General features: G+C 62.5%; 30 protein-coding genes. 17 read left to right on the forward strand and 13 right to left on the reverse strand.

Translation table 11 applies throughout. From position 1 onward, the window contains the following. Nucleotides 1-61 precede the first annotated feature (61 nt). The 3 genes from IHQ72_RS06735 (at nt 62) to IHQ72_RS06745 (ending at nt 4,051) form a co-directional block, all read left to right on the forward strand. Nucleotides 62-1,393: a sugar ABC transporter permease gene (locus IHQ72_RS06735; RefSeq protein WP_258121718.1), complete on the forward strand. Its 1,332-nt coding sequence runs from the start codon at nt 62-64 to the stop codon at nt 1,391-1,393. Nucleotides 1,394-1,486: 93 nt separating this feature from the next. Continuing rightward, nucleotides 1,487-2,281, forward strand: a complete 795-nt coding sequence (locus IHQ72_RS06740; RefSeq protein WP_065007457.1) for an ATP-binding cassette domain-containing protein — start codon at nt 1,487-1,489, stop codon at nt 2,279-2,281. A 126-nt stretch (nt 2,282-2,407) separates the two neighbouring features. After that, nucleotides 2,408-4,051: a CHASE domain-containing protein gene (locus IHQ72_RS06745; protein WP_258123755.1), complete on the forward strand. Its 1,644-nt coding sequence runs from the start codon at nt 2,408-2,410 to the stop codon at nt 4,049-4,051. Nucleotides 4,052-4,146: 95 nt separating this feature from the next. Here the strand turns inward: IHQ72_RS06745 and IHQ72_RS06750 are convergent, their stop codons facing one another. The 6 genes from IHQ72_RS06750 to IHQ72_RS06775 all read right to left on the reverse strand — a co-directional run bounded on the left by IHQ72_RS06750 (nt 4,147) and on the right by IHQ72_RS06775 (nt 7,736). Further along, nucleotides 4,147-4,389 (reverse strand): YMGG-like glycine zipper-containing protein, encoded by a 243-nt coding sequence (locus tag IHQ72_RS06750; RefSeq protein ID WP_258121719.1) that lies wholly within the window; start codon nt 4,387-4,389, stop codon nt 4,147-4,149. 81 nt (nt 4,390-4,470) lie between these two features. Further along, on the reverse strand, nt 4,471-4,797 hold the full coding sequence (locus tag IHQ72_RS06755; RefSeq protein ID WP_258121720.1) for a hypothetical protein: 327 nt from the start codon (nt 4,795-4,797) through the stop codon (nt 4,471-4,473). Between the two features lie 216 nt (nt 4,798-5,013). Then, the gene (locus tag IHQ72_RS06760) at nt 5,014-5,196 is read right to left on the reverse strand and encodes a hypothetical protein (protein WP_095494382.1); all 183 of its coding nucleotides are present in this window, start codon (nt 5,194-5,196) and stop codon (nt 5,014-5,016) included. 159 nt (nt 5,197-5,355) lie between these two features. Then, nucleotides 5,356-6,390: a sensor histidine kinase gene (locus IHQ72_RS06765; protein ID WP_258121721.1), complete on the reverse strand. Its 1,035-nt coding sequence runs from the start codon at nt 6,388-6,390 to the stop codon at nt 5,356-5,358. A 149-nt stretch (nt 6,391-6,539) separates the two neighbouring features. Further along, nucleotides 6,540-6,707: a DUF1328 domain-containing protein gene (locus IHQ72_RS06770; RefSeq protein ID WP_023797107.1), complete on the reverse strand. Its 168-nt coding sequence runs from the start codon at nt 6,705-6,707 to the stop codon at nt 6,540-6,542. Between the two features lie 234 nt (nt 6,708-6,941). Continuing rightward, entirely contained in the window at nt 6,942-7,736 is a 795-nt protein-coding gene (locus tag IHQ72_RS06775) for a response regulator (protein WP_258121726.1), read from the reverse strand. A 237-nt stretch (nt 7,737-7,973) separates the two neighbouring features. Here IHQ72_RS06775 and IHQ72_RS06780 point away from each other — a divergent pair, with 237 nt between their 5' ends. Further along, nucleotides 7,974-8,168, forward strand: a complete 195-nt coding sequence (locus IHQ72_RS06780; protein ID WP_258123757.1) for a NepR family anti-sigma factor — start codon at nt 7,974-7,976, stop codon at nt 8,166-8,168. Nucleotides 8,169-8,171: 3 nt separating this feature from the next. Further along, on the forward strand, nt 8,172-8,723 hold the full coding sequence (locus tag IHQ72_RS06785) for an RNA polymerase sigma factor (RefSeq protein ID WP_029348707.1): 552 nt from the start codon (nt 8,172-8,174) through the stop codon (nt 8,721-8,723). A 54-nt stretch (nt 8,724-8,777) separates the two neighbouring features. Here IHQ72_RS06785 and IHQ72_RS06790 read toward each other — a convergent pair whose 3' ends face one another. Next, complete coding sequence (locus tag IHQ72_RS06790) at nt 8,778-9,098, reverse strand: response regulator (protein ID WP_374120384.1); 321 nt, start codon at nt 9,096-9,098, stop codon at nt 8,778-8,780. Nucleotides 9,099-9,504: 406 nt separating this feature from the next. On the opposite strand from IHQ72_RS06790, the gene IHQ72_RS06795 reads away from it, so the two are divergent. Together IHQ72_RS06795 and IHQ72_RS06800 are read left to right on the forward strand one after the other, a co-directional pair. Continuing rightward, nucleotides 9,505-9,831 carry an ElaB/YgaM/YqjD family protein gene (locus IHQ72_RS06795; RefSeq protein ID WP_258121730.1) on the forward strand — a complete coding sequence of 109 codons (327 nt, stop codon included), beginning with the start codon at nt 9,505-9,507 and terminating at the stop codon, nt 9,829-9,831. Between the two features lie 11 nt (nt 9,832-9,842). After that, nucleotides 9,843-10,307: a hypothetical protein gene (locus IHQ72_RS06800; RefSeq protein WP_258121731.1), complete on the forward strand. Its 465-nt coding sequence runs from the start codon at nt 9,843-9,845 to the stop codon at nt 10,305-10,307. A 27-nt stretch (nt 10,308-10,334) separates the two neighbouring features. Here the strand turns inward: IHQ72_RS06800 and IHQ72_RS06805 are convergent, their stop codons facing one another. Then, the gene (locus IHQ72_RS06805) at nt 10,335-11,867 is read right to left on the reverse strand and encodes a sensor histidine kinase (protein WP_258121732.1); all 1,533 of its coding nucleotides are present in this window, start codon (nt 11,865-11,867) and stop codon (nt 10,335-10,337) included. A 146-nt stretch (nt 11,868-12,013) separates the two neighbouring features. Here IHQ72_RS06805 and IHQ72_RS06810 point away from each other — a divergent pair, with 146 nt between their 5' ends. After that, nucleotides 12,014-12,214 (forward strand): hypothetical protein, encoded by a 201-nt coding sequence (locus IHQ72_RS06810; protein ID WP_258121733.1) that lies wholly within the window; start codon nt 12,014-12,016, stop codon nt 12,212-12,214. 29 nt (nt 12,215-12,243) lie between these two features. Here IHQ72_RS06810 and IHQ72_RS06815 read toward each other — a convergent pair whose 3' ends face one another. Then, nucleotides 12,244-13,164 carry a diacylglycerol/lipid kinase family protein gene (locus IHQ72_RS06815; protein WP_258121734.1) on the reverse strand — a complete coding sequence of 307 codons (921 nt, stop codon included), beginning with the start codon at nt 13,162-13,164 and terminating at the stop codon, nt 12,244-12,246. 294 nt (nt 13,165-13,458) lie between these two features. Here IHQ72_RS06815 and IHQ72_RS06820 point away from each other — a divergent pair, with 294 nt between their 5' ends. Beyond that, nucleotides 13,459-14,913, forward strand: a complete 1,455-nt coding sequence (locus tag IHQ72_RS06820; RefSeq protein WP_258121735.1) for a PRC-barrel domain-containing protein — start codon at nt 13,459-13,461, stop codon at nt 14,911-14,913. A 51-nt stretch (nt 14,914-14,964) separates the two neighbouring features. Here the strand turns inward: IHQ72_RS06820 and IHQ72_RS06825 are convergent, their stop codons facing one another. Further along, a complete protein-coding gene (locus tag IHQ72_RS06825; RefSeq protein WP_258121736.1) occupies nt 14,965-16,545 on the reverse strand; it encodes an alkaline phosphatase family protein in 1,581 nt (526 codons plus the stop codon). 218 nt (nt 16,546-16,763) lie between these two features. On the opposite strand from IHQ72_RS06825, the gene IHQ72_RS06830 reads away from it, so the two are divergent. From IHQ72_RS06830 to IHQ72_RS06855, 6 genes are all read left to right on the forward strand, one after another. Next, a complete protein-coding gene (locus IHQ72_RS06830; RefSeq protein WP_258121737.1) occupies nt 16,764-17,696 on the forward strand; it encodes a VOC family protein in 933 nt (310 codons plus the stop codon). Between the two features lie 10 nt (nt 17,697-17,706). After that, nucleotides 17,707-18,330 (forward strand): alpha/beta hydrolase, encoded by a 624-nt coding sequence (locus IHQ72_RS06835; protein ID WP_258121738.1) that lies wholly within the window; start codon nt 17,707-17,709, stop codon nt 18,328-18,330. 2 nt (nt 18,331-18,332) lie between these two features. Continuing rightward, entirely contained in the window at nt 18,333-18,632 is a 300-nt protein-coding gene (locus tag IHQ72_RS06840; protein WP_258121739.1) for a GNAT family N-acetyltransferase, read from the forward strand. Nucleotides 18,633-18,816: 184 nt separating this feature from the next. Next, on the forward strand, nt 18,817-19,875 hold the full coding sequence (locus IHQ72_RS06845) for a dipeptidase (protein ID WP_258121740.1): 1,059 nt from the start codon (nt 18,817-18,819) through the stop codon (nt 19,873-19,875). Between the two features lie 136 nt (nt 19,876-20,011). Next, entirely contained in the window at nt 20,012-21,289 is a 1,278-nt protein-coding gene (locus IHQ72_RS06850; protein ID WP_258121741.1) for a flavin monoamine oxidase family protein, read from the forward strand. A gap of 277 nt (nt 21,290-21,566) precedes the next feature. Further along, a complete protein-coding gene (locus IHQ72_RS06855) occupies nt 21,567-21,971 on the forward strand; it encodes a hypothetical protein (RefSeq protein WP_258121742.1) in 405 nt (134 codons plus the stop codon). Between the two features lie 134 nt (nt 21,972-22,105). On the opposite strand, the gene IHQ72_RS06860 is transcribed toward IHQ72_RS06855, so the two are convergent. Then, nucleotides 22,106-24,193 (reverse strand): PAS domain S-box protein, encoded by a 2,088-nt coding sequence (locus tag IHQ72_RS06860; protein WP_258121743.1) that lies wholly within the window; start codon nt 24,191-24,193, stop codon nt 22,106-22,108. Nucleotides 24,194-24,251: 58 nt separating this feature from the next. Further along, a complete protein-coding gene (locus IHQ72_RS06865; protein ID WP_192362246.1) occupies nt 24,252-25,031 on the reverse strand; it encodes a response regulator in 780 nt (259 codons plus the stop codon). 46 nt (nt 25,032-25,077) lie between these two features. Here IHQ72_RS06865 and IHQ72_RS06870 point away from each other — a divergent pair, with 46 nt between their 5' ends. Then, nucleotides 25,078-25,764, forward strand: a complete 687-nt coding sequence (locus IHQ72_RS06870; protein ID WP_065007437.1) for a response regulator transcription factor — start codon at nt 25,078-25,080, stop codon at nt 25,762-25,764. Nucleotides 25,765-25,803: 39 nt separating this feature from the next. On the opposite strand, the gene IHQ72_RS06875 is transcribed toward IHQ72_RS06870, so the two are convergent. Next, a complete protein-coding gene (locus IHQ72_RS06875; RefSeq protein ID WP_023797130.1) occupies nt 25,804-25,971 on the reverse strand; it encodes a hypothetical protein in 168 nt (55 codons plus the stop codon). Between the two features lie 181 nt (nt 25,972-26,152). Between IHQ72_RS06875 and IHQ72_RS06880 the strand changes: the two genes are divergently transcribed. After that, the gene (locus IHQ72_RS06880) at nt 26,153-26,581 is read left to right on the forward strand and encodes a hypothetical protein (RefSeq protein WP_258121748.1); all 429 of its coding nucleotides are present in this window, start codon (nt 26,153-26,155) and stop codon (nt 26,579-26,581) included. Nucleotides 26,582-26,629 lie beyond the last annotated feature (48 nt).

Consider the following 26,629-nt stretch of genomic DNA (forward strand, 5'->3'; position numbering starts at 1 on the left):
CGGAAAACTTCTAAGCTGCTTCCGGCATCCGCGGCAGACGGCAACCCGGTGGGAGGACATCATGACCGACACGACTTCCAACACGCCGGCCGCCGATACCGCTGCCGATCGGGCGCGTGAATCCGAGCTCAGCCCCGTCGGCCGCTTCCTCAAGGCAACCGAGCTCGACATACGCATGCTCGGCATGGTCGGCGCGCTGCTGGTCATCTGGGTTGGAATCCACATCCTGTCGGGCGGGCTCTTCCTTACGCCGCGCAATCTCTGGAACCTGTCGGTGCAGACCTCCTCGGTCGCGATCATGGCGACCGGCATGGTGCTGGTCATCGTGATGCGCAACATCGATCTTTCGGTCGGCTCCGTCGAAGGTGTGATCGGCATGGTGATGGGCGTCGCGCAGGCCGAATTCCTCATCCGGGTCATGGGCTTCCAGCTTGGAAATCCCTGGATATGGATCATCGCACTGGCTGCCGGCGTAGCGCTCGGCCTCATGATCGGCGCACTCCAGGGCTTCATCATCGCCTATCTCGAGGTTCCGGCCTTCATCGTGACGCTGGGCGGCCTGCTGATCTGGCGCGGCATGGCGTGGCTGATGACGAGCGGGCGCACCGTCGCGCCGCTCGACGCCACATTCCAGCTCATGGGTGGCGGGCCGCGTGGCTCGATCGGGGCAACCGCAAGCTGGATCGTCGGCATTCTCGCCTGTGTGGCCGTCGCCTTGATGCTGCTCAACGGCCGGTCACAGCGCAAGCGGTTCAAATTTCCGCTGCGCCCGGTCTGGGCGGAGAGCTTGCTTGGTGTTGTCGCCTGCGCCGCCATCCTTGGCGCCGTCTGGATCGCCAATTCCTATCCCTGGCCGATCGGCATCGTTCGCCAGTACGCTCAGCGGACCGGCATCACCGTTCCCGAAGGCGGCCTGTTCATCGCCCATGGCATCGCCATACCGGTGCTGATCGCGGTCGCAGTCGGCATCGTTATGACCTTCATCACCAGGCGCACCCGTTTCGGCCGCTATGTCTTCGCCATTGGCGGCAATCCGGAAGCGGCGGAACTCGCCGGCATCAACACGCGCTGGGTGACCATGAAGGTGTTCATGATCATGGGCGTGCTGGCCGCGATCAGCGCGGCGATTGCGTCGGCCCGCCTCAATGCGTCGACCAATGCGCTGGGTACGCTGGACGAGCTCTTGGTCATCGCGGCTGCGGTCATTGGAGGCACATCGCTGGCCGGCGGCTCCGGCACGGTGCTCGGCGCCATGCTGGGCGCACTTCTGATGCAGTCGTTGCAGTCGGGCATGGTGTTGCTCGGCATCGATTCACCACTTCAGAGCGTCGTTGTCGGCGCCGTGCTGGTCGTCGCCGTCTGGCTCGACACCGTCTACCGCAAGCGGGTCTGAGCATGATCCCGAGCCGAAGCTCCGCGTCAGCGAAAATTGGACGCCGGTTTCGACAAGACCATGCTCAAGCAAAAACCATAGGGAGGAACGATCATGGCTGACACAACTGCTCCCACGCCACTGATCGATATGCGCAACATCTCGATTGCCTTTGGCGGCATTCGCGCTGTCGACGATGCGTCGATCGACCTTTTCCCGGGCGAGGTCGTGGCACTGCTTGGCCACAACGGCGCCGGCAAGTCGACGCTGATCAAGATCCTGTCCGGCGCCTACAAGCGCGATTCGGGCCAGATCTTCGTCAATGGCGAAGAGGCTTCGATCTCCAATCCGCGCGACGCCAAGAAATACGGCATCGAGACGATCTACCAGACGCTGGCGCTCGCCGACAATGTCGACGCCGCCGCCAACCTCTTCCTCGGACGCGAGCTGATGACCGGCTGGGGCACGCTCGACGATGGCGCCATGGAGGCCGAGGCGCGCAAGGTGATGGGCAGGCTCAATCCCCGCTTCCAGCGCTTCAAGGAGCCGGTGGTCAAGCTTTCGGGCGGCCAGCGGCAGTCGGTGGCTATCGCGCGCGCCATCCTGTTCAACGCCCGCATCCTGATCATGGATGAGCCGACGGCGGCACTGGGACCGCAGGAAACGGCGCAGGTCGGCGAACTGGTCATGCAGCTCAAGGCCGACGGTATCGGCATCTTCCTGATCAGCCATGACATCCACGATGTGTTCGAGCTTGCCGACCGCGTCTGCGTGATGAAGAATGGTCGGGTCGTTGGCACGGCGCGCACCAGCGACGTGACCCAGGACGAGGTGCTCGGCATGATCATCCTGGGCAAGTGCCCGCCCGGTGCCATTCCGGGGCCAGGTGCGCTGAAAATCGCTGCCTGAAGCTTCAAATAAGCCGGCTAAATACCTGTCATGTGATAGGCCAGCCGTCATGATGGTTTGGCCGTGCCATTGTGTTGGCGCGGGGATTTGCCCATAAGATGGGGAACCATGGGCCGCAGCAGCAATTTGAAGAAGTTCTTTCCGATTGTCGCTTTCATCGCCGTCGCGCTGATCAGCCTGACGATGGCGGGATTCGCCTATTTCGCCACGCAGGAAGCGGCGCGCATCAAGTTCGAGGCGACGGCGGACGATGCGCTCAACCGGATCGATAGCCGCATCGACCTGCATCTGTCGCTGCTGCGATCGACCCATGCGCTGTTCGAGGCGCGCAATGGTGGCATTTCGCGGGGCGAGTTCAAGGCGTTCTTCGAAGCGCTTGGTATCAACGACAATTTTACCGGCCTGCGCGGTATCGGCTTTCTCCGGCTGGTGAGAGCCGGCGACGAGGCAGCTGTCGAGCGTGCCATCCTGCACGACTATGGCGCCAGCCATGCGATCTATCCGGCTACGACAACGCTGCCATGGCGTACGCCCATCACGCTGTTCGAGCCGCTGGATCCTTCCAATCAATCCAGCATCGGCTACGACATGTTCACCGAACCGGTGCGGCGCGAGGCGATCGAAAGGGCGATGGCCGACAACCAGCAGCACGCGAGCGGCCGCGTGCAGCTAGGCCAGGAAACAGGTGCTGCGCAGACCTTCACCGGCTTCCTGGTCTTCGTGCGGCTCAACGTCGAAACCGCCCAGGACGGCATCGATGGGTCCAGCTCCTCGACATCAGGCTTTCTTTATGCGGCCTTCCGCGCCCGCGATCTGTTCCAGACCGCGCTCAGCCGAACGCCGCTGCTGCCGGTCAACATCGAAATCTATGACGGCAAGGTGGATGCCGACCATCTTTTGTTCCAGTCGGAAACGCCGCCGGCGTCGACCTTGGGCGACAGGCTGCTGGTTTCTCGTGAGATCACCATCGCCGGACGTCCATGGACCGTCCTGTTCAGGCCGACAAGCGCCTTCTCGCAACCCTCCTCGCGCGCCATTCCGGTGATGCTCGGCCTGTTCGGGCTGCTGCTCGCAGGAACGATCGCGCTGGTGGCACGCTATCAGGAGCGGGCCTATGACGCGGTCTCGCTGCTTCACGAAACGACGGAAAAAAGCCTGCTCGAAAAAGACCTGATGCTGCAGGAGATGAAGCACCGCATCAAGAACTCGATCACGCGGGTGCTGGCGATCGCGCGCCAGACGGCGTCGCACGCCACCGACGTCCACGAGTTCTCGTCCTCTTTTTCGGCCCGGCTGCAAGCGATGGCGGCTTCCCAGGACATGCTGACGCGCTCGCGCTGGCAGAAGGCCGATCTCGGCGATCTCTTGCGCATCGAGCTTGGCCAGGTGTTCGGCAAGGAGCTTCCCGAGGGGATATTGTCGGGGCCAGAGGTGTTGCTCGACGAGACGACGACGCAAGCGCTCGGCCTGACCTTTCACGAACTGGCAACGAACGCGCTGAAATATGGCGAAACCGGCAATTCGGTGAATGCTAGAACGGGCGAGTGGTCACTCAAGGTCGACTGGTCGGTCGAGGGCCGCAGGAGCGACCGGACGCTGGTCCTCAACTGGCGCGAAGCCGGCCAGAAGAAGCTCGAACCACCTGTCAAAACCGGTTTTGGCACCAAGCTGATCGATCTGAACGTCACGCGCGAATTGCGCGGTACGATCAATCGCGATTTTCACGATGGCGGGTTGAGCGTGGAAATCAGGATCCCACTGTTGGACTGAAACGCTGCCGCAAACCGACCGTTTTCGAAGGCGCAAGTAAACAGAGACCGGCTCGTCCGGTCTCCGCTTCTATTGCTTCATGCGTTTGAAACGGATCAACAGCGAGCCGTAAAGAGACGGCCACGGTTGTCGCGGTACTGGCAATAGCCGTTGCGAAGGTTGCGCACCAGCAGGCCGGAACCGGCACCGATGGCTGCGCCCACCAGCGCACCCTTGCCGCCGTCAATCAGGCCGCCGGCCAGAGCGCCGACACCGGCGCCGACGGCGACATCCTTCTCAGTGGTGCTGCAACCGCTGACCGCGATCACGGCAACCATGGCAATAATCATCTTCCGCATAGGGTCACTCCTCGCCTTTTTGTCCCACTTGTAGCTCTACCCGTCATTTATCATGCGAAAAAGCGTTTTGCCTGCTCGATTTCATTGTTGGCTAAGAGAATCTTTTTTGGCGCGCGCGCCGTTCGAGGCAACCTCAAGGTTGGAAATCTCCACCGAAGCGTCGAGCGTGCCGTCCGGACGCACATTCCAGACGATCTGGTCGTAATCATCCTCAAGTGCCGGATCGACGGAAAGGCATTTGGCAATTATGCGCGGAGCCTGACCCTGCACATCGCTCAAGGCAAACGGCCGCGCGGCGGTGCATTCCTGAGCGGTTTCGAAAACGCTCACCGATACGGGCAGTTCGCGACACTCGGTCATCGCGTTCGAACAGCCAATGACCAGCAAGACGGCAGCGATGTGTTCCATGACGACGGTCCTCCCGCCATAAGAACGGGCCACATTCATCAAAGTTCCTGCGATGCAGGCTGGCGCGCGACTGATTGGAGAACAGGTCGACATGAGGCAAGCACAAGCCGCCGGCCACTTTGGGTCCGACGCTTTAAATTTTTATGCATGTCGTTATCGCAAAACCGCTGCACACCCTCGGGTCAGGCCCGAGGGCATGCTTTTGCGCTACATGCATTAGATCAACTGGAACGCGGCGGCCAGGACGACCACTGCGGCCAGCCCGATTGCGGCGAGGCCGGGGGTCGGGAGGGAAGCACGGGGCGACGGCATCGCGGATGCTTCGAGATCCTGAAACCCGCCCATCGAAACGCGTGCGGCCTGTTCCAGCCTGTTGATGTCGGCAACCGTCAAAGCCATTCCTCCCGTACTGCGCAGCAGACTGCGATCGAAAACGTCATGCTGTGCCTGGAAAAAACAGCATCGGACTTTATGGTGAACAGATGGTTAAGCCGGCGCGGCCGGTATCGATCCCCAGCCCTCTTGGCCCCTGCTCTCTTGGGCTCGGCTGCTGTCCGTTCAATCCGTCTCGAAATTGCCGCGAGGAACGACAAGACGATATTCGAGGCGGTCCCCGGTGATTTCAAGTGTCGCCGTACCGTTCAACGACGCAGGCACGACGCGCTCGAGCGCGACGCTGCCAAAACGCTTCTCACTGGGCTGATTGTCATTGGCTCCGATGGCTTCGGCCCATGTCAGCGATAGGGCGGTCTCGCCAGCGGAAGCGGCCGTCAGATCGGCCGTCACTTCGACGAATCCGTCGGCTCGCGACAGAGCGCCGTAGCTGACCGAATTGACGGCAAGCTCATGCATGGCCAAGCCGATATGCAGGGCGGCATTGGGGTTGAGGTACGGATTCGCACCCTGGAAACGCAAGCTGCGGACGGGGTCGGCTCCATAGCGGCCGACCTGGCCGGACACGAGTTCGCGCAGTGCCGCTCCCCGCCAGTTCGACGAGGTCACCAGGTCCTGGGATGAGGCAAGCGACTGCAGCCGGCCGCGAAAGCGTGTCAGGAAATCACCGAGCGTGTCCGAATAACGGCTGGTCTGGGTGGCGATGCTCTGGATGATTGCCAAAAGGTTCTTTGAGCGGTGGCTGACCTCGCGCAGCAGCGTCTTCAGGGTCTGCTCGCGACGTTTCTGCTCGGTCGTTTCGACCATGGTGGTGACGATGCCCTGTACGGCGCCGCCGCCGTCGCGATCCGCGTCTACCCATACCTGAAACCAGCGGACGCCATCGTCGGCGGGAATGCTGAGCTCAAGATGTTCCGGATTGCCGGATGCGACGACGTTGCGTTTGGCTGCACCAATACGCTCCGCCTGCGCCAGCGGCAGGATGCCGTTGCTGTCGGCCGTATCGGAAGCCCATGGCGGGCGCATGTTGCGGGCCCAGACGGTTTTCATCTCGCGATCCTGATAGAGAACCGAAATGCCGGCATTGTGCAGCGCATGGAGAAGGGCCCGGCCAAGCTGCATTCCACTCTCAGCGGACTGCAAAGCGATGATCTCATCGCTCCGTCCGCTGTCTTTCATGTCTCCGGCTCTGGATTGCATCGTTCACTTCACCCGCCCAATGCAGGCTGAACGGCTGACGGAAAAATGGGTTCCCAAAAGAGGTCCGCCGAGCGACGTCCCGTAAGGACTCCGCCCGGCGGTAGCTGGAAACCGCTTGAGGGGTGCGGCTCCCAGTGTTCGATCGCAGTTCACGACGCGCGTTTGAACAAGCCCGCGATAAGCGAAATGATCAGGAAAGCGAGAAAGATGAAAAACAGTATCTGCGCTATACCGGCCGAGGTGCCGGCGATACCGCCGAAACCAAGAGCGCCTGCAATGATCGCGACGACGAGAAATACGAGCGCCCAGTAAAGCATGATCCATCTCCTTCAAATGGTACGGCAAAAACGTCTTTCGCTACCGTTTGTTCCACCATTTCCCGAAAAAGACGATCCCTGGAAATCTTTCCGGCCCGAATTGAATCGTCATGCGCAGGGGGAAGTTCGAGGCGCAAGTGACGTTTGCCAGCCGCAAGCGGCCAGCATCATTCGATCAGTGGGAAAACGGGCGATCCGTGGAACGGGGCAGCGCGAGGCTGGGCCTGCCCGGTCCTATGCAGCGGCTTTCGCATGCCGGTCGAAGAACAGCGCCTGGCTGATCAGGGCCTTGACCATATCCGGATTGAACGGCTTGGTGACGAGGAAGGCCGGCTCCGGCCGCTCGCCGGTCAGGAGGCGCTCGGGAAAGGCGGTGATGAAGATCACCGGCACCGGCGTGGACGACAGGATCTCGTTCACCGCTTCGATGCCCGAGCTGCCGTCGGCAAGCTGGATGTCGGCCAGCACCATCTTCGGCCGCGTCTTTGTGAACATCGCCACCGCCTCGGCGTGGGTACGCGCAGTTCCGACAACGCGATGGCCCAGGCTTTCGACCATTTGCTCGATGTCCATGGCGATCAGCGGCTCGTCCTCGATGATCAGCACATCGGTTGCCACCTGGCGGGAAATCTCGTTGCTGGCCTCGGCGAGAAGTTCGGAGAACTCCTGATCGTCGACGTCGAGAATCTCCGCCGCCTCGTCTTCGCTGAAACCTTCGACGGCGACCAGCAGGAAGGCTTGGCGGGGACGGGGTGAGATCGCGTTCAGATTGGCGGCAGCGCGCTGTTCCCACGCCGACTGCGGGTGTTCTTGCGGAACGCGGATGGCGACCGAGGTGAACAGCCTGGCGAAGACCTTGTAGAGCGCGATGCGGTCGTTCGACGCGTCCGGAAAGATGTCGATGTCGGCGATGATTGCTTCGAGCATCGCGGCGACCAGCGCGTCGCCACTCTCCTGCGATCCGGAAACGGCCCGCGAGAAGCGGCGCAGGAACGGCAGGTGCGGAGCGATGGTTGCGGATAGGCTCATGATGGACGTCTCCCTCTGACGTGATTGCATAAATTGCAGGCCAAGCTAATCACACCCCCCGAAAATAAGCCCTGGAAACCTAAACGCCGGCTTTCCGAAAAAGTTCCGATGGTTTGGAACTAATATAAGAGGACGGCGTTTGAGGTCGGGACGGGCAACCAGACGAGGGGACCGCCTGCCTTGCGTCGTGTATTGAAGGGCGGCAGGGGTACTGGGAACAAAGGGCGAAATGAAGACATGACGAAAGATACCACGGCTGGTGCTGCAAACAGGCGCCGGGCTGCTTCCGGCGACCCGCTCGGGCCAAACTCGGAAATCGGCCGCAAACTCAAACAATATTACGACGAGCTGATCTCCGACAACGTGCCGGATCGCTTCGCCCAATTGCTTAGCCAGTTGGAACAGGCCCAACCTGCACGGAAAAAGGACTGAGGCATGGCCGCCGTCTCCCAGAGCTTCAAGACGGATCTGCTCGGCTCGATTCCGAGCCTGCGGGCCTTTGCCGTGTCATTGACGCAAAACGCCGACAAGGCCGACGATCTGGTGCAGGAAACGCTGGTGAAGGCCTGGGACAAGCATGAAAGCTTCGAGCCAGGCACCAATCTCAAGGCATGGCTGTTCACCATCCTGCGCAATGAATTCTATTCGCAGATGCGCAAGCGCGGCCGCGAGGTGCAGGACAGCGACGGCATCATGACGGCCAGGCTAGCCGTCCATCCGGCCCAGCACGGCCAGCTCGACCTCAAGGACTTTCGCAGCGCGCTCGAGCAATTGCCCGAGGACCAGCGCGAAGCCATCATCCTTATCGGTGCGTCGGGCTTTTCCTACGAGGAAGCCGCCGAGATCTGCGGCTGCGCGGTCGGAACGATCAAGAGCCGCGTCAGCCGCGCCCGCACGCGGCTGCAGGAAATCCTGAAGATTTCCGGCGATGACGAGTTTGGCCCGGATGCAATCTCGGCTCAGGTGACGGGGTCGAACGCCGCCTGAATACGGATCACCGGTAATATGGGCCCCGGTAGTACCGGCGCCGGTCTTCGGACATCAAACAAGAGGGCCGCGCCCGCACGCCGCCGCCACTGCCTGCACGAGATCGTCTCCCGAATAAGGCTTGGTGACCAATCTGATATCCGGAAAGGACACCTTGATTTCGTCCATGTCGGAATAGCCCGAGGCGAAGACGAAAGGCACGCCCGATTCGCGCAGCCGCGAAGCGAAATCGAGCGTCGAAGCGCCGCCCAGCATGAGGTCGACGATGGCTGCGTCGAATTGCGAGGCAACGCTCTTCCGATCGATCTCACCCAGATCGCGGGCGATGATCACGTCGCCGGCGCCATAGTCGCGGCAAAGCTGCTCGACATCCATGGCGATGAGGAATTCATCCTCCAAAACAAGAATCCGCAATCCGTCAAGCAAGGGTGGCACGTGGCAATGTCTCCGTGGAGCGCGGGGAAAGGGGAAGCGCAGGGAACAGAGGAGTCATGACCTCTATTTGGCTTCCTGTCATCTAAAGTTATTTGGCATCCTGTCATCTAAAAAAGACATGCCCGTCGCGGACGACGGAATTTCGATCCTTCAACGAGACGATCCGAAAGCTCAACCCGCTGGGAGGGTTGAGCGAGGGTCGCCGGCCGCTGATCTGGCGCCGGTCCCGGGATGTTTGGGTCGGGCTGGACTCATACGCGGAAACACCCTTTCATGGACCTCATTCCGATTTCGGAACCTTGGCGTGTATCGAGCGTTTGGAGCCAAGCAAGCAAGGAGTTGAGCAATGGCGACTGCCGCAGGAAAGGCCGCGAATGCAAGCCGGGCGGATTCGGATCTCGAGGCCGACATCAGGCAATTGAAAGCCGATATTGAAAAACTCACCAAGCAATTGGCCAAGACCGGTGAGCATGGTTACGGGACGGCCCGCCGCGCCGCGACCGAAGGTGTCGAGCAATTGCGCGCCCAGGGCGAAGCAGCCTTCGACACCCTGCGCAGCAACGCCAAGGACATCGAAGCGCAAGTGGCGGCGAGCGTGCGCGAAAAGCCGGTGACGTCGCTGGCAATCGCGGCAGGCGTCGGCTTTCTGTTCGCGCTTCTCGCGCGCCGCTAGCCTCAGCCCAGATGGGAATGCTGGCATCGTTGATCTCGGGCCTCGCCTCGGGTGAAGCCGTTGCAGCCGTGCGGCGCGCGCGCACGGCTGCAATCGTCTATGCGCTCGCAGCACTTGCCGCACTGTGCGGCGTCGGTTTCCTCGTCGGAGCCGCCTATGTCTGGGTGGCGGGTCACTACGGGCCGATAGCAGCCTGCCTTGGTTTCGGGCTCGGTTTCCTGGTGATCGCAGGGCTCCTCCTGCTCATCCATCAGCTGTCGGCCGGCGCGCGCGCCCGACGCCGGGCGCGGAGGCGCCAAGCAGATATGAAAGCGGTCGGCATCACGGCCGCGCTCGCCGTGCTGCCGGCGCTACTCAAGGGGAAAGGCGGCCTGGGCACCCTACTCGGCCCAGCGATCGCACTCGCTGCCTATGCCATCTACCGCGAGAACGTGAAGCCGGGCGCGGGCGATCCGGACGCGGGCGAATCGAAGTGAGTTGAAGCGAAATGAGCCTGGCGGCCGTCACTTCGGCAGATCCTCCAGCGGCATCGATATTTCGGCGAACACGCCTTCCGGCCGGAATTCGTGGGTCACTTCGCTGGAGATGACCTTGGCCAGGCTGCGGCGGATCAGGATCGAGCCGAAGCCGTGGCGTTCGGGCGAGGCAACTTCAGGCCCGCCGCTTTCGCGCCAGGTCAGCACCAGGCGCCGTGCGCCTTTCCCGCCCTGTGCCTTCCAGTCGAGATCGACCTTGCCCGAAGCCGCCGACAGCGCTCCGTATTGCAGCGCGTTGCTCCCCAGTTCATGCAAGATCAGGCCGAGCCCGACTGCCTGGTCGGGCGAAAGCAGCAGATCGGCGCCCGAGATCGTCATGCGCGGCTGTCCGGCGGTGTCGAACGGCTTGACTTCGATCTGCACGAGTTCGCGAATGCCGATGCCGCGCCACTCGCGGTCGGACAGCAGGCTGTGAGCGGCGCCCAACGCCTGAAGCCTGGCGCTGAAGGCTTCGAGGAAATCGCTCGGCTGGCGGGCATGGCGAACGGTCTGCGTCGCCAACGCCTGCACGGTCGCCAGCGTGTTCTTGACGCGATGGTTCAGCTCGCGCAGCAGGAGCCGTTGCCGCTCGTCGCCGAGCTTGCGTTCGGTGATGTCGTAATTGACGCCGAAGATCAGCGTCGGCTTGCCGTCGGCATCGCGCTCGATGACACGGCCGCGCGTAGCGAGCCAGCGCGGCGGACTGAAGCCCTTGACGCGGTATTCGCCAAAATAGTCGTCGCCGCCGGTCAGCGCGTCGCGAAAGCGCGTCTCGGTCTGGTAGACATCGCGCGGGTCGATGGCGGCAAGGATATCGCGCGCCCTCAGCCGGTTTGAGCGCGGCAGATCGAACAGCTCCGACAACCGGACATCGCATTCGATCGTGTCGGTGTGGATGTCCCATGCCCAACTGGCGAGCGAGGCGGCATCGAGCGCGATGCCGCGCCGCTTTTCCTCGCGCGCCAGCGCCGCTGCGGCGCTGGCGCCGTTGCGGGTGGCGTCCTTCAATGCGAACAGGCTGGCGGCGAGGATGGCGAGCGCCGTCAATTGTTCGAGCTGGGCGGCAGACGGGGACGCGCGCGGCTTCCGGTCGAGCACGCAGAGTGTGCCGATGCGGGCGCCGGCCACCACAATCGCCGCACCCGCATAGAAACGGACATGGTGCTGGCCAGTGACCAGGGGGCTGGCGCTGAAACGTGGATCCGCGATCGCATCGTTCACCACCATCGGCTCGTCGCCGGCGGCAATGGCGTGGGCGCAGAAAGACGTATCGGTCGCCGCCTCGGTCTCATCCAGGCCGACACTGGATTTGTACCATTGCCGCTCGACGTCGAGCAGCGTGACGAGCGCGATAGGCGCCTGCATCACCGCGGCGGCAAGAGCACTGATATGGTCGAAGTCGGGATCGGCTGCCGTGCCGAGTGCATCGAGACCGTGGAGTACGGCAAGCCGATCCTGCGCCCTTACCACGCCAAGGACATCGACCGGCAGATTCGGCTTTATCTCTACCCTGCTATCCACAAGCCCCCCAAAATGCATCGGCTTGCAGCCCTTCGCGCTAGGCCAGTTGCCTGGCTCCGAAACCGGAACCTTCGCCTTGAGGAACCGTTACCCAACCACGTTTTGCCAGCCGCGCCCGTCGGCGCCAAACGATATGGAGGCTGATCATGCCCAAGATCGTTCCTGAAAACAAAGCCCGCCAGGGACGCTGGGGGTGGCACACTTTCCGTATCTTGATCGCGGCGCTGCTGTTGGCGTTTATCGCCTGGGGCATCGCGGAGATTTACGGCAACATGATAGACAAGACGTCGACAACCGAACAGGGCGAGCTTCCCAGGAACGAACAGGGCGAGATTCCCAAAGGCTAAAGCCTTCCGATCGACTGTGCCGGGATGCATCAAGCGGCCTTTGCTTGGACAGCGCGCGCCGGGACGAGAACGTTCAGCGCGCCAGGGTGGATTTCAATTGTCGTTTCGCGGTCAAGCCCGACCAGTTCGCCATCCATGACGGCGCGGAATTTCTTCGCTGCCGAGTGGACTTTCAAAACGGCCCGGTCGGCCTGGTGAATTTCCACGTGCTCACTGTCGCGCCATTTGCCGCGTGCCATGTCGAAGAGGACCCTGACCAGTTCGCCACGCCGCCGCGCCACCGTGACATAGATGCCGAGCACGCCGCCGGCGGGATTGTCGGCATAGGGCAGATGACCCTCACCGAACAGATTGTTGGTGATGCCGATGCCGGTGGTGCGCGTCACGATCTCGGCTTCGCCGATGGTCAGCGTCACCTTCATTGCCGACGGGTTGTTGATCGCTGCCCAGGCAGCCTTCACTGAAGCCCGCATCTTTCCCAACCGCGAGCCAAATTCCATGGCCTGGCGAAGCTGAACCATCCTGGCATGCATGCCGATCGAGAACTGATGCACGAATGGCCTGCCGTTGGCGGTTGCCATATCGACTGCGATCACCTCGCCGTCGGCAAAGGATTCCACGGCCGCGTCCAGGGTCTGTGGGATGCCGAGCCCGCGCGCGAACAGGTTCATCGTGCCAGCCGGCAAAATGGCAAGTGCCTTCTTCCTGCCCATCAACCGAGCCGCTGCGGCCGAAATGGTGCCGTCGCCGCCGCCGGCCAGCACAATGTCGACGCTGTGCTTCGAAGCGATGCGGTCCAGCGTTGCGACGATGTCCTTGCCGGCAACGATGTCGATATCGATGGAGTGACCTGCTGCCTCCAACGTCTGGCGCATCCGGTCCGTGAAGGCGGAAAGATCAATCGTACGCAGGGTGCCGCCCTCCTGGTTCAGCACCGCCGCAAATCGCATCCCCCCGCTCCGTTTTTTCTTGCCAACCATTTGGATAATCATCGGCCAGGACAGACCCAGCCCGAGGCTGGAACGGGGCGGCTGAAAAAAAGTTCCGCAGCTCTGACGAAAATACAGGAGCGAATCTCACCGGCCGAACGCATGATTGAGCGCGATTCGGGTGGTTTTTTCACGATGCTCGCCGTGGTGTCGGAACAACGGCGCGGTCACGACGTTGTGAATATGTAACGCCGCGACCAATCTCCCACCCGGTGGCTCGTGGCGTGAACGAAATAACGCTCGAGGAGGATTATGATGATCCGCACCCTTTTAACCACCACCGCACTGGCAGCGTTGATTGCGACCGGTGCGTATGCGCAGGAGGCCACAACCCCGGCGCCGACGCAGGACCCGGCAGTTCAGGATACAGCTCCGGCAGCTCCCGTTGCGCGCGCCGAGGGCAGCTTGGTAACCAACATCGTCGGTGAATCTGTCTATAATGGCACAGGCGACGATGCCGAGAACATCGGTAATGTCAGTGATGTCGTCTTCGATGAAAACGGTCAGGCGAAATCCGTCGTTATCGGTGTCGGCGGCTTTCTTGGCGTCGGCGCCAAGAATGTCACTTTCGACTACAGCAAGTTGGAATGGGCCGAACGGAATGGCGACCGCTGGCTGATTGCCAAAACCACAAAGGATGAGTTGACGGCTCAGCCGGACTTCGACCGCAAGCCCTATGATCCGGCTCCTGCGGCCACCGACACCACGGCTACGGCTCCTCCAGCCCCTTCTGGCACGACCGATACCACCGCACAGAACGCTCCGGCGGCTCCGGTCGAACCGGTTCCGGCCGAACCCGTGAAGCGTGCCGACGGTAACCTTGCCACCAATATCATCGGCGAAAACGTCTACAACGGCACTGGCGACGACGCTCAAAACATCGGTGACGTGAACGACATCGTCCTGGCCAAGGATGGCAAGGCCGAGTCGCTGATCATTGGCGTCGGCGGCTTCCTTGAGATTGGCGAAAAGAATGTCGCCTATCAGTTCGACAAGGCCAAGTGGGCGGAGAGGGATGGCGATCGCTGGCTAGTGGCCGAGACCACGAGAGAGGATCTGGAGGCGCTGCCGGAGTTCGACCGCAGGCCCTATGATCCCGCCCCGGCGACTACCGCATCGACTGACGCGGCGACGCCGGCGCCGGTGACCACGACCCCTGCTGTCACTCCAACCCCGGCGGAGAAGACCGCGGAAGCTCCGGCGGCAACGCCTGAACCCGCTGCTCCGGCACCGGCGGACAAGACCGCGGAAGCCCCTGCGGCAACGCCTGACACCGCTGCTCCGGCTCCAATGGACAAGACAGCCGAGGCTCCGGCTGCAGCAACGCCTGACGCAACACCCGACCAGACACAGACCGCGGCGATCGACAAGTCGGCGCTGACCGAAATGCCGGTCGACAAAATCCGGTCCGAGGATTTGGTTGGAACCACCGTCTATGGCGCTAATGATGTCAACGTCGGTGAGATTGGTGACGTCGTGCTGACGGGCGACAAGAAGGTCGATGCCGTCATCATCGACGTCGGCGGTTTCCTTGGCGTTGGCGAGAAGGAGGTGGCGATCGGCATGGATAACCTGAAATTCATGACCGACAAGGATGGCAAGCGCTATCTCTACACGAGCTTCACCAAGGAGCAGTTCGAGGCGCAGGCGCCTTATGACAAGGGCACATATACGCAAAACCGCGACACACAGCGCATGATCATGCGGTAGTTTGCTCCAACGACGAAAGAGGCCCGTGCCGGCAAAGGCGCGGGCCTTTTTTCATGACTGGAAAGGTGGCAGGCCTGCGACGTGGCCGGCAACGCCATCCTCGGTCAGTTCGGCAAGCGCCAGCGACTGGTCGAGATGTTCGGCCCGCCAGGCAAGCAGCCTTTCGGCAAGCTCCAGCCGGATCGGCAGATAGGCCGGGTCGGCAGCGACATTGGTTAGTTCGTCTCGATCCTTCTCCAAGTCGAACAGCAGCGGCGGCAGGCCGCCGCCGAAATGTACATATTTGAATTGCTTCGTGCGGATGACGGCGAGATTGCATTGGCGCGGACCGATGCCGAAATGGCGCTCGGCATGACCGTCGGCAACCGAACGGAAATCGAACTCCCAATGCGCGGCCTCGCGCCAGTTGTCCGGCTCCCTGGCATCCAGGAACGGCTTCAGCGATTGTCCGTCGAGATGCGGCGGCGTTTTCTCGCCAAGCAGATCGAGCAAGGTCGGCGCTATGTCCACCGCCTCGGTGAAGCGGTCGACGCTGGCGCCGGCCGCTTTGTGGCGACGCGGGTCGCGGATGATCAGCGGAATATGATAACTGCCGTCGAAGAAGCCGCCCTTGCCCAGCATGTAATGGTCGCCCATCATTTCGGCATGGTCGGAGGTCAGCACGACGATGGTGTCATCCCAGGCATCCGCTGCCTTGACTGCCTGCCAGATGCGGCCAAGCTGCGCGTCGACTTCGGAGATCATGCCGTAATACAGCGCGCGGATGCGGCCAAAATCGTAGTCGCCCCAGTCGCGCACCTTGCCCTCGGCGCCGGGGCGGAAATTCGAACGCTCCTGCAGGTCAACGTTGTAGGCAAGGTAGGGATGGCTTTCTGCCTCGGCCTGCCAGCTCACGGCGCGGTGGAAAGCCGGTCCCTCGGTAGGATCATACATGCTGTTGTAGGGTTCCGGCACGATGAACGGCGGATGCGGGCTGAGGAAGGAAAGATGCGCGAACCACGGTGTATCGCGCTCCTGTTCGCCAAGCCAGCGGAGGAATTCGCCGGTCAGGAACGCGGCTGGGGTTTCGTCCTTCGAGTAGACGGGCGGCGCGTTGGTGACCGCGCCTTCCACCCTGCCGCCATCGATCTGGTCCGCTGGGCGATGGATGTCGGGAAAGCCGGCGCCGCTATCGATGCCGCGCGCCTTGAGCCACGACAGCCACGGTTTCTGGTGCTCCGGCAGGAGTTGGCGCACGGTGAAGCCCGGCAGCACGCCTTCGTAGCTTTTCAGCCGCGGGTCGCCCGGCGCCAGCGTGCGCGGATCGGGCGATACGTCGGTATAGCCGAACAGCGTCGGATCATAGCCGAGGCTGCGCGCCGAGAGCGCGATGTTGCCGTGGCGGGCGTCGAGCGGCGTGCCGTTGCGGCAAACGCGGTTGTTCATCTGGTAAAGGCCGGTGTAGAGGCAGGCGCGTGCCGGCGAGCACGGCGCCGCCCCGCCATAGTGCTGTCGAAACAGCACACCCTCGGCGGCGAGCGCGTCGGCATTCGGCGTTCGCACCACCTTGTGGCCTGCCGCCGACAGGCAGTCCCCCCGCCACTGGTCGCAGGTGATCAGGAGAACATTCGGGCGTCTGTCTTTTCTGACCAATGCTGTATCCTTCATTGAAAACGTGCCGCTCATGGAGCCGAATTTTTGTGGCGACGCAAGCCCGAGGTGTTCGCCGAATGGTGAACAAAAGTCGCCTTATTGTTCACTCATAGAGCACAGTCCATTCTGTGTTTGCGGCCTTTGCCGCCGGCTGGCGGGTCCTCATATTGGCGTAGACGCGGCATGGGCCGCACAGGACAAGGGAAGGAGCAGGAAAAATGCTCGACCAGATCAAAGGCCTGCATCACGTCACCTCGATGGCCAGGGATGCGCGCCAGAACAATGAGTTCTTCACCAAAAAGCTCGGCCTGCGCCGGGTCAAGAAAACCGTCAATTTCGACGCGCCGGATGTCTACCATCTCTATTATGCCGACGAGCTCGGCACGCCCGGTTCGGTGATGACCTATTTTCCGTTTCCCAATATCGGCAAGGGCCGCCACGGCGTTGGCGAGGTCGGCACTACGGTCTATTCGGTTCCCGAGGGCACGCTCGCCTATTGGGAAAGGCGTTTTGCCGATAAGGGCGTCGCCGGCCTGTCGCGCGAAGAGAGCTTCGGCGAGAAGCGCCTTGGCTTCGCCGGTCCCGATGGTGACGGGTTTGCGCTGGTCGAGAACAACGCCGACACCCGTACGCCGTGGGCGAAGGGCGATGTTCCCTCCGACGAGGCGACCCGCGGTTTTCACTCGGTGTCGCTCAGGCTGAAGGATGGCGGCGCCACAGAAGAGCTGCTGAAATTCATGGGCTATGAGGAAGTCGACACGTCCGGCACTGTAAAAAGGCTGGCGGTGAGGAACGGCAATGGCGCCAATATCGTCGATATCGAATCGCTGCCGGGCGCCGCTTTTGCCGATCTCGGCGCCGGCTCGGTCCACCACGTCGCCTTCGCTGTCGAAAACCGCGCCAAGCAGCTCGAAGTGCGCAAGGCGCTGATGGATACGGGTTACCAGGTGACGCCGGTGATCGATCGTGACTATTTCTGGGCGATCTATTTCCGCACGCCGGGCGGCGTGCTGTTCGAAGTCGCCACCAACGAGCCGGGCTTCGACCGCGACGAGGACGCCGCCCATCTCGGCGAGGCGCTGAAGCTGCCGTCGCAGCACCAGCATCTGAGGCTCTATCTCGAGCAACATCTGCAAAAGCTGGAAGACTGAGGACAAGGCCATGAGCAAGGACGCTTACATCTACAAGACACTGCCCGGTTCGCCTGGTGGATCGCTGCTCTTCGTCTTCCACGGGACCGGGGCCGACGAGAGCCAGCTTCTGTCGCTCGGGCGCGATCTCGCGCCGCAGGCGACTATCGTTTCGCCGCGCGGCGATGTCTCGGAACACGGTGCTGCGCGCTTCTTTCACCGCACCGGCGAAGGCGTCTACGACATGGACGACCTGGCGCGGGCGACGGACAAGATGGTTGGCTTCGTCAAGGCGCATGTCGAGGCGTCAAAGGCCTCGTCGGTGCTTGGCCTCGGCTATTCCAACGGCGCCAACATCCTGGCCTCGGTGGTGTTCGCGGCGCCCTCTCTGTTCGACGCGGCGGTGCTGATGCATCCGCTGATTCCGTTCGAGCCGGAGATCGAGGGAAGTCTCGCCGGCCGCCGCATCCTGGTCACAGCAGGCAGGCGCGATCCGATCTGTCCGCCCAACCTGACGTCGCGGCTGGAGGCCTATTTGCGCGCCGATGGCGCCGATGTCACAGTGGAGTGGCACGACGGCGGCCATGAGGTGCAGTCGAACGAGATCGAGGCGGCGCGGCGGTTCCTGTCCGCTACGCCGATAGAAGGAGCGTAGCAATGCTTGACCAATTGCCGGAGATCGAACTGGAAGATCGCGGTTCCAAGGGCCGTTATCTCTTGCGCGGGCCTGATGGCGCCGAGGCGGAGATGACCTTCACCAAGATCGGCGAGCACCAGATCATCATCGACCACACCGAAGTGCCGGATGCGTTTCGCGGCCAGGGCGCGGGGCTTCGCCTCGTTACCCGCGCCGTCGAGGACGCGCGCGCGGCGGGCAAGAAGATCATCCCGCTCTGCCCGTTCGCCAACGCCCAGTTCCGACGTCACCAGGAATGGGCCGACGTGCTGAAGCAATAGCGTTGATCCTAGCCGCAGGCCTCGGCGCACGATGACGGTTGAGGGGGGCAGCCACAAGCGCACGCATCGCTGTGGCATTTGCGCAGATCGCCTGTCTTGCCTAGTGGGTTGTCTTGCCTAGTGGGTATTGCCTTGCCTAAGTAGGTATATTGCCGCCCGACCAATCGAACCGAATGATCCCTTGATGACCGAAACCGATCTTGTTCCCGTCTTCGACGGCCACAACGATACGCTGCTCAGGCTCCATCAGTCGAAGGACGCGGATGTCAAAAAGCTGTTCATCGAGGGAACATCGGGTGGCCACATCGACCTGCCACGTGCGAAAAAGGGCGGCTTTGCCGGCGGTATGTTCGCGATCTTTCCGCCGCCGGTCGAGAAATCCAAGCGCAGTGCGGTTCCACCCGCGCCGAGCGATACCGAGCCCTTGCCGCCCGAGCTTCCGCGCGCTGACGCGCTCGCCTCCACCATCGCCATGGCCTCGATTCTGTTCCGGCTGGAGCGGGCTTCGGCGCTCACCGTCTGCCGCAGCGCCGTCGACGTGCGAAACGCGATGGCGCAAGGGTCGATCGCGGCGGTGTTCCATATAGAAGGCGTTGAGGCGATCGACCCCGAACTGACGATGCTCGACGTGCTGCATGCGGCCGGCTTGCGCTCGCTCGGCATCGTCTGGAGCCGCCCGAACGCTTTTGGCCACGGCGTGCCGTTCCGGTTCCCGTCGACGCCCGACACCGGACCTGGCCTGACCGATGCCGGCAAGGCACTGGTCAAGGCCTGTAACCAGCTCGGCATCATGGTCGATCTTTCGCACCTCAACGAAAAGGGGTTTCGCGACGTCGCCGAGATCAGCGACGCACCATTGGTCGCGACCCATTCCAATGTCCACACGATCTGCGGCCATTCCCGCAACCTCACCGACTGGCAGCTCGGCGCGATCCGCGAGTCGGGTGGCATGGTCGGGCTGAATTTCGCCACCGGGTTTTTGCGCGAGGACGGTAGGATGAATGCCGATACCAGTCTCGACATCATGGTGCGCCATGTCGATTCACTGCTGCAGGCGCTGGGCGAAGACGGCGTCGGCCTCGGGTCCGATTTCGACGGCGCCATGATCCCGGCTGTGATCGGCGACGTCACCGGCCTGCCGAAGCTGCTCGATGCGTTCGCCGAGCGCGGCTTCGGTCGCGCGCTGATCGAGAAAATCGCCTATCGCAACTGGATCAGTATGCTGGAAAAGACCATCGGCTAAAGCGTGTCGCCCGGCAGAGTAGCCAGCGACCTGCAATATATCGATCGAGCGGGGTTTTGATGATCTCGACAAGACCCTTGTCTCCGGAGCTCAAGCCGCGGATGATTGCGGACTTCGAGAACTTCAGGGCCGGCTCTTGAAGCGCCAGACCGATGTCGCCATCGTCGGCGCCGGCTTTACCGGCCTGTCAGCCGCGCATGAATTGAACAGGGCCGGCATTGATTTTGTGCTGCTCGAGGCGCGCGGCCGCGTCGGCGGGCGGGTCGAGTCCAAGTGGAATGGGCTTGCCGAGCTGATCGACAGCGGCGGTCAGTTCCTGTGCGAAGACATGCCGGAACTGATGGCCCTGGTGCGAACGCGCGGTAAGACGTTGGTCGAGACCTATGTTAAGGGCAAAGTCATTGCCCAGCCGCTGACGGGCGAAAAGGAAGCCGAGCGAATCTACTACGCCTCGATGGCGATCCGCGACCGCATGAACGCGATTGCACCGGCCGATCCGACTATTGCCGGCTTGACCGTCGCCGCATGGCTCGATCGCCAGAACGATCCCGGTGAGGCCAAGGCGGCTTTTCGCTCGATGATCGAGGGCCTGTGGTGCCAAGCGCTCGAAAAACTGCCGCTTTGGCACCTCATCGACAATGACCGCCGTATTACCAATGAGGTGTCGGAACTGCAGTATTTCGTGCACGAAACCATGCAGTCTCTGGCGGACGATCTGGCTGGCGATCTCGGCGACCGCCTGCGATTGAACACGCCGGTCAGAACGATCGAGCGCAGACTGGGAGGAGTTCGTCTCACGTCGACGACGGGCTCGATCACGGCGCGAACGGCGCTGATCGCCATGCCGCCGATGATGGCTTCGAAGCTGGATTTCGCGCCGCCGCTGCCGGTTGCCTTGGATAAGGCCCTCGGTGTCTGGCAAAGCGGCGCGGTGATCAAAATGCAGGTGCGCTACCCCACAGCCTTTTGGCGCGCCAAGGGCTTGAGCGGCATGGTGATGTGGCGCGATCCGCCGGCACTTTTTGCCTGTGACGTCAGCAAGGATGGCGGCCACCCTGCGTTGGTCGTCTTCGTCGGCGGGCCGCTTGCCCTACGCTGGCGGGAACTGGGAGATGCCGCGTTGCGCGCCGAGGTTACGGCGCGGCTGAAGGAGGCGCTCGGCACGGACGCAGACAACTTCACCGATTTCAGCTGTCGCGACTGGACCGATGATCGCTGGAGCGGCGGCGGCTACAGCGATCTCATCATCGATACGAGTGCCACCGACGCCGAACAAACCATCCTGGCCGGCGCGGCGCCAGTGTATTTCGCATCCTCGGAATTGTCGCCGTCATTTCCGGGCTATGTCGAAGGCGCAATCGTGGCTGGGCGCATTGCTGCACAGAAAATCCTCTCGGAATTTAATCCGCAATAGTCACAAGCGCCTCATGGTCGCAGGCGAGGCGTCTCAAGGTGGCGACCGGACGTCGCCGGGCCAGAGCGGCGGCGTGATTTGATCCCGTGAACACGCGGCTGCATGAAACAGTTCGGCAAACGAACTCCCTCGCCCTCGCATGACCGCATATGCCCGGTACTGCCCGAATTCCCGTTTCAAATCTGTTACACGGTCAGTTTGCGTGCGTCGTTCGTCCGTTACAAGGTGCGGCTAAGTTCGTTTCAACAGAAAAAGAAGATCAACGAAGGGAATGGCGATGTATGCGAAAATCCAGACTGCCTACGGTGGCCGCCTGCAGGCGGAGCGCAACGATCGGCGGCCGAAGCTGGCGCTGCGCCGGCGCGCCAACGATCATCCGATGGCGCTGTTCGTGGTGCTGGGCGCCGCCGCGTTCGTCGGCATGGCCTTCGCGCCGACGGTTGGTCCAGCCTTTGCTTCACTGAACCCGCCGGCAAACATCGTCGACGGCGCGCCGACCACGACAAAGACCGCGCGCCTGCCGATGCCGGAGATCGATTTTGTCTGCAAGGGGCAGGCCTGGGGCGCCGAAAGTGCGGACTGCCTGCGCGTCATCGCCGAGCAATCCGGCATTCACAAGGCTCGCGCGGTCCGCGTGATCGCCAATGCCGCGCCGCTGACCGATACGCCGAACGTTTTTTGATGCCCCCGAGCGACCCTCCAGCGCTCCAGGCAGGCTCCCGCCGCATCCTCGGCCGGGAGTCTTTTTTCTCTGGACTCTAGCCCTTTGTTTGAGCATCGGATTTTTCAAAAACCGATTTCCACCAGTCCGAAGTTCTAGCTGCCCAATGCGGCCTGCTCGGCAATGGCCGACAGCACGCCGCGCACGTCGAGCGTGCTGAACGGCTTTTCCAGGATCTGCGGACGCTGCGGCGCGGGCAACGCCTCGATTTCGGCCTTCGCGCCGATCAGGTCGCCGGTGACCAGAACGAAGCGCCGCGCCAGGTCAGGCTTTTCGGCGAGCAGTTCGCGATAGATTGATATGCCGCTGGTGCCGGGCATGCGCAGATCGGAAAAGACGATGTCCGGTGGCATATGGCCGGACAAAGTCGCGGCGGCCGATCCCCAGGCCGGCACGATCCGCGACTTGATGCCCATCAACTCCAGAATGTCGGACAGCGAGGCGGCGACATCCGGCTCGTCGTCGATGATCAGCGCGTGACGCAATCCGCTCGATCGCGCCGGGCTTTCGCCGGCGGCGGCCGCGCCGGCGGCGATCGCCGGCAACTGGACGACGAAACGGGCGCCCCTCGGCAGAACTTCCTCGAACCAGACATCGCCATTGTGCCGTTCGATGATCGATTTCGAGATCGACAGGCCGATGCCGGTGCCGACGCCGACCGGCTTGGTGGTGAAGTAGGATTCGAAGATGCGGGAGCGTATCGCTTCCGGCACGCCCAGCCCGTTGTCCTCGACCGAGAAACAGGGATTGCCGCGATCGCTGCGAAACGTACGGACCTTGATCAGCCGGTCGCCGCCGATGCCGGCCAGAGCGTGCTGGCTGTTGATGAGGAAGTTGGCAGCCACTTGCGTCACATGGTCGGCGTCGGCCATGGCCAGCAGCGGGCCGCTGGCGAAATCGGTATCGATAATGATGCCGGTCGACCTGGCGCCGTAGGCAGTCACTTCGAGTGCCGCGCGGACCACCTGGTTGAGGTCGGTCTCGGCCTGTGACGCCGGATGCAGGCGCACCATGGAGAGGAAGCTCTTGACGATGCGGCCGCAGCGCTCTGCGGCGGCGCGCACCTTTTCAGCGCGCACCTTGGTCTGCGGGTCTGAAGCGAACTCGTGCAACAGCGTCGATTGGGCGACGACTACGGCAAGCGGGTTGTTGAGCTCGTGTGACACGCCGGCAAGCAGTGAGCCCATCGCCGCCATCTTCTCGTTCTGGTGCAGCTTTTCGCGCTGGCGGCCGATCTCTTCCTCGGCGCGCAATTTGTCGCGCAGGTCGCGGATCGAGCCGAAGATCAGGCGGCGATCGGCGACCCGCATCTCGGTCGCCGTCAGTTCGATCGGAAAGACCTCACCGGCCGCATTCTGGGTGACGGTCTCGATCCGCTGGCCGACCATCGGCGCGCCGCGGCCCGACATGTATTCGGCGCCCGACACATAGCCCTTGCGATAATATTCCGGAACGACGGTGTCGAGCAGGTCCTTGCCGAGGATGTTGCTGCGCTGGTAGCCGAACATCTTTTCGGCGGCCGGATTGAATTCGATGATCGAACCGGTCTCGTCGATGACGATGATGGCGTCGAGCGAGGCCTGCAGCATGGTGCGGCGGATGACTTCGCTGGCATGGGCATCGGAAAGCGATCGTTCAATGGCGTCGCCGATGGCCAGCGCCACGATGTGCAGCGTTGCCTCTTCCTCGTCGGTCCATTCGCGCTCGTTCACGCAGTCGTTGACCGCCAGCGTGCCCCACAGATGGCCATGCGCAAAGACCGACACCGACAGGAACGACTTGATGTGCTGCTTTTCGAAGTCGGTTCTCAGAAAGCCTTCGAGGTCGCGCGTGTGTCCCGCGAAGATCTTGCCTTGCCGCTCGTCCTCCGCCAACCGTTCCAGCAGCGGGTCCGAATTGACAACCGACTGCATGATCACCGTTGGCGACGCCAGTTCGCCGCCAAAACGGGGGTTGATCCAGTAAGCCGAGACCGACTGGGCAAAGCCCTGGCCGGGCAGCTCGCGCAGCCGAAACAGGATGCCGCGCTGGCAATCCATGGCCGCGCAGAGCGTTTCAAGGATGCTGTCCATCTCGCGCTGCCAGTCGCCGGCTTCGCGAAGCCGGCGAACGACATGGACAGCCGCCATCGCCGCGCCCTGCCTGACGCCGTGCCTATCGCTGCGTGCTGCTTCAGCCGTCATGGTCAGCCGTCATTTTCACAGTCGTGCCACCGAGAGTGGTTACCAGTGGTCGCGCCGCTCAGTTGCCTTCGCCGGTCGGCAGCGAAAAGATATAGCCTTCGCCGCGGACTGTGCGCAGGAATTTCGGATTGGCCGGGTCCGCCTCGATCTTCTTTCTCAGCCGCATGATGCGGATATCGACGGCGCGTGAGGATTCAGGATCTTCCACGAAGCCGATCGCCTCGGAGATCGCCGCACGCGTCAGCAAACGGTTGGCACGCGTCAGGAAGACCTCCAGCACGTCGAACTCGCTCTTGGCCATGTCGATAACCGTCCCATTGGTGCCGGTGACGAACCGGCCGTCGAGATCGGCATGGAAAGGGCCGAAGCTCATGAAACGGCGGTTGGCAGTTGTTTCGGCCTTGGCGCCCTGTGGTTCGGCCGGCTGCGGCACGCGGCGCAGCACGCTGCGGACCCTCGCCAGCACCTCGCGCAATTCGTAAGGCTTGACGATGTAGTCGTCGGCGCCGAGTTCCAGCCCGACGATGCGATCGAGCGCGGTGCCGGCGGCAGTGGCGTAGATGATGCCGATAGGCATTTTCGAGCGCAGCCAGCGGCCGAGCGACAGGCCGTCCTCGCCTGGCATGGCGATGTCGAGGATGGCCAGATGAAACGACTGCGTTTCCAGCAAGGTTCGCGCGGCGCTGGCGCTCTCGGCCGTCGCGACATCGTAGCCGCTGGCGCCGAGATACTCGGCGACCGCGTCCCTCAGATCCGGCTCGTCCTCGACGATGACAATTCGTGCCCGCACTATGCTCTCGCTCCCGCTTTCAGCGGAAAGTAGATTGGGTATAAACATCATGTCCAGCACTCATCTTGGGTTGCCGGTTGCAGGGTGGAAAAAAATGGCTGCACGATCCGTCATCGCGCTTGTTTCGGTCGCCGAAGTGGTCGCGACCGATCTCGCCGACCATCTCGAACGGCGTGGCCATGACGTGCGCGCGGTGCGGCAGCCGTGGGAGGCCGAATCCTTGCTTTCCGGAAAGGGCATCGATGTCGTCGTCGTCGGCGACAGCCTCAGCCAGGCGGAAGGGCGTGATCTGCTCAGGCGCCATGGCGGCGAGGGCGGGCCGGATTTCATCCTGATCTGCCGGCCGGCCGATCTCGTCGACAAGGTGCTGGCGCTCGAACTCGGCGCCGCCGACGTCGTCGAGAGCCCGCTCAACGTCAGGGAACTCGCCGCCCGTATCGGCGGCCTGCTGGCACGGCGCGGCAGGAACGCCGGGGAATTGGTCGTGCTGGAGAACGCGACGGTCGACCTCCGGTCGGCCATGGTCATGCATCGGTCCGGCACGGAAGAACAATTGTCGCCAGGTCAGGTGGCGCTGCTCAGATTGTTCCTGGCCAGTCCGCGCAAGGTCTTGACGCGCGACGACATCATTGCCGCCGCGCCCGCCGAAAATGCCGATGCCTTCGATCGCTCGATCGATTCGCGCATCGTGCGGCTGCGCCGCAAGCTCGACACCGAAACCATCACCACCATAAGGGGTGCGGGCTACCGGTTCGATCCGCCGACGCAGTTCGCCGACTGAGGCCGGGGCCCTCACCGTACTGTCCACAGGCCCAGGCGCTCAGCGCACCACGAGAAGCGACGGACCTGACGGCATTTCGCTGGCCGCGACGAATTCGCTCGCATGGGCACGATCCCTAAGAAGCACGGTGGCGAGGCCGGCAAAGCCGAGCAGGCCCTGTGCGTAGAGCAGTGCGGAAAGCACCGAAGCTGCAAATTTTGTGTTCATCGTTTTCGTCCCGCAAGTTTGGTTTTAGGTTCGCTTCAGGGAAACCCCCGAAGTGCCCGCGCCGCCAGCGGAGCCCCCCGTCGCGGCGCGGGCCTTCGGTCCTCTCGGCTGCAAGTTGCCGGAGGGGCCGCGCATCTTCGTCAGCCCAAAACCGACCCGCCAGAGGGCCTTGAGCCGGTTGATGCGCAGACTGGACACGATCCAGACCGTGGCGAAAAACAGTGCGGCATGCAGCGTCGAAACTTCGCCTGAAGTCATCTCCGCAAGCTTTGTCATCGGGTTGCCGGCGAAGGTGCCGACGCCGCCAATGATCGCTGCGGCTATGCTTATCCTGAAAAGCCAGGAGATCGCGTTCGATTGCATGTTCATCTTCGTTTGTGCCGGCTGTTTTCGTTGGGTCAACTTTGCCGGTGACCTGTATCCAGATCATGCCGCTACAGCCCGCGGTTTGTTGCAGATTGGTTTCGAGGCAAGTCAAATTTCTTTCACAAGAGGCAAGATCGCACTTTCGTTTGAAGATGGCGGTACCTTTCTGCAGGTCTGGGCTCGGCCACTTTGCCCATGGTCCGTGGGCTTGGGGATATCCCTCGGAGGGGCTTCCGGCCGTTAACCAGAGGAAACAGATTCGAAACAGAAACGTCTGCGATGCGAAATCAAT

Source organism: Mesorhizobium onobrychidis, from assembly GCF_024707545.1.
GTDB classification, from domain to species: domain Bacteria; phylum Pseudomonadota; class Alphaproteobacteria; order Rhizobiales; family Rhizobiaceae; genus Mesorhizobium; species Mesorhizobium onobrychidis.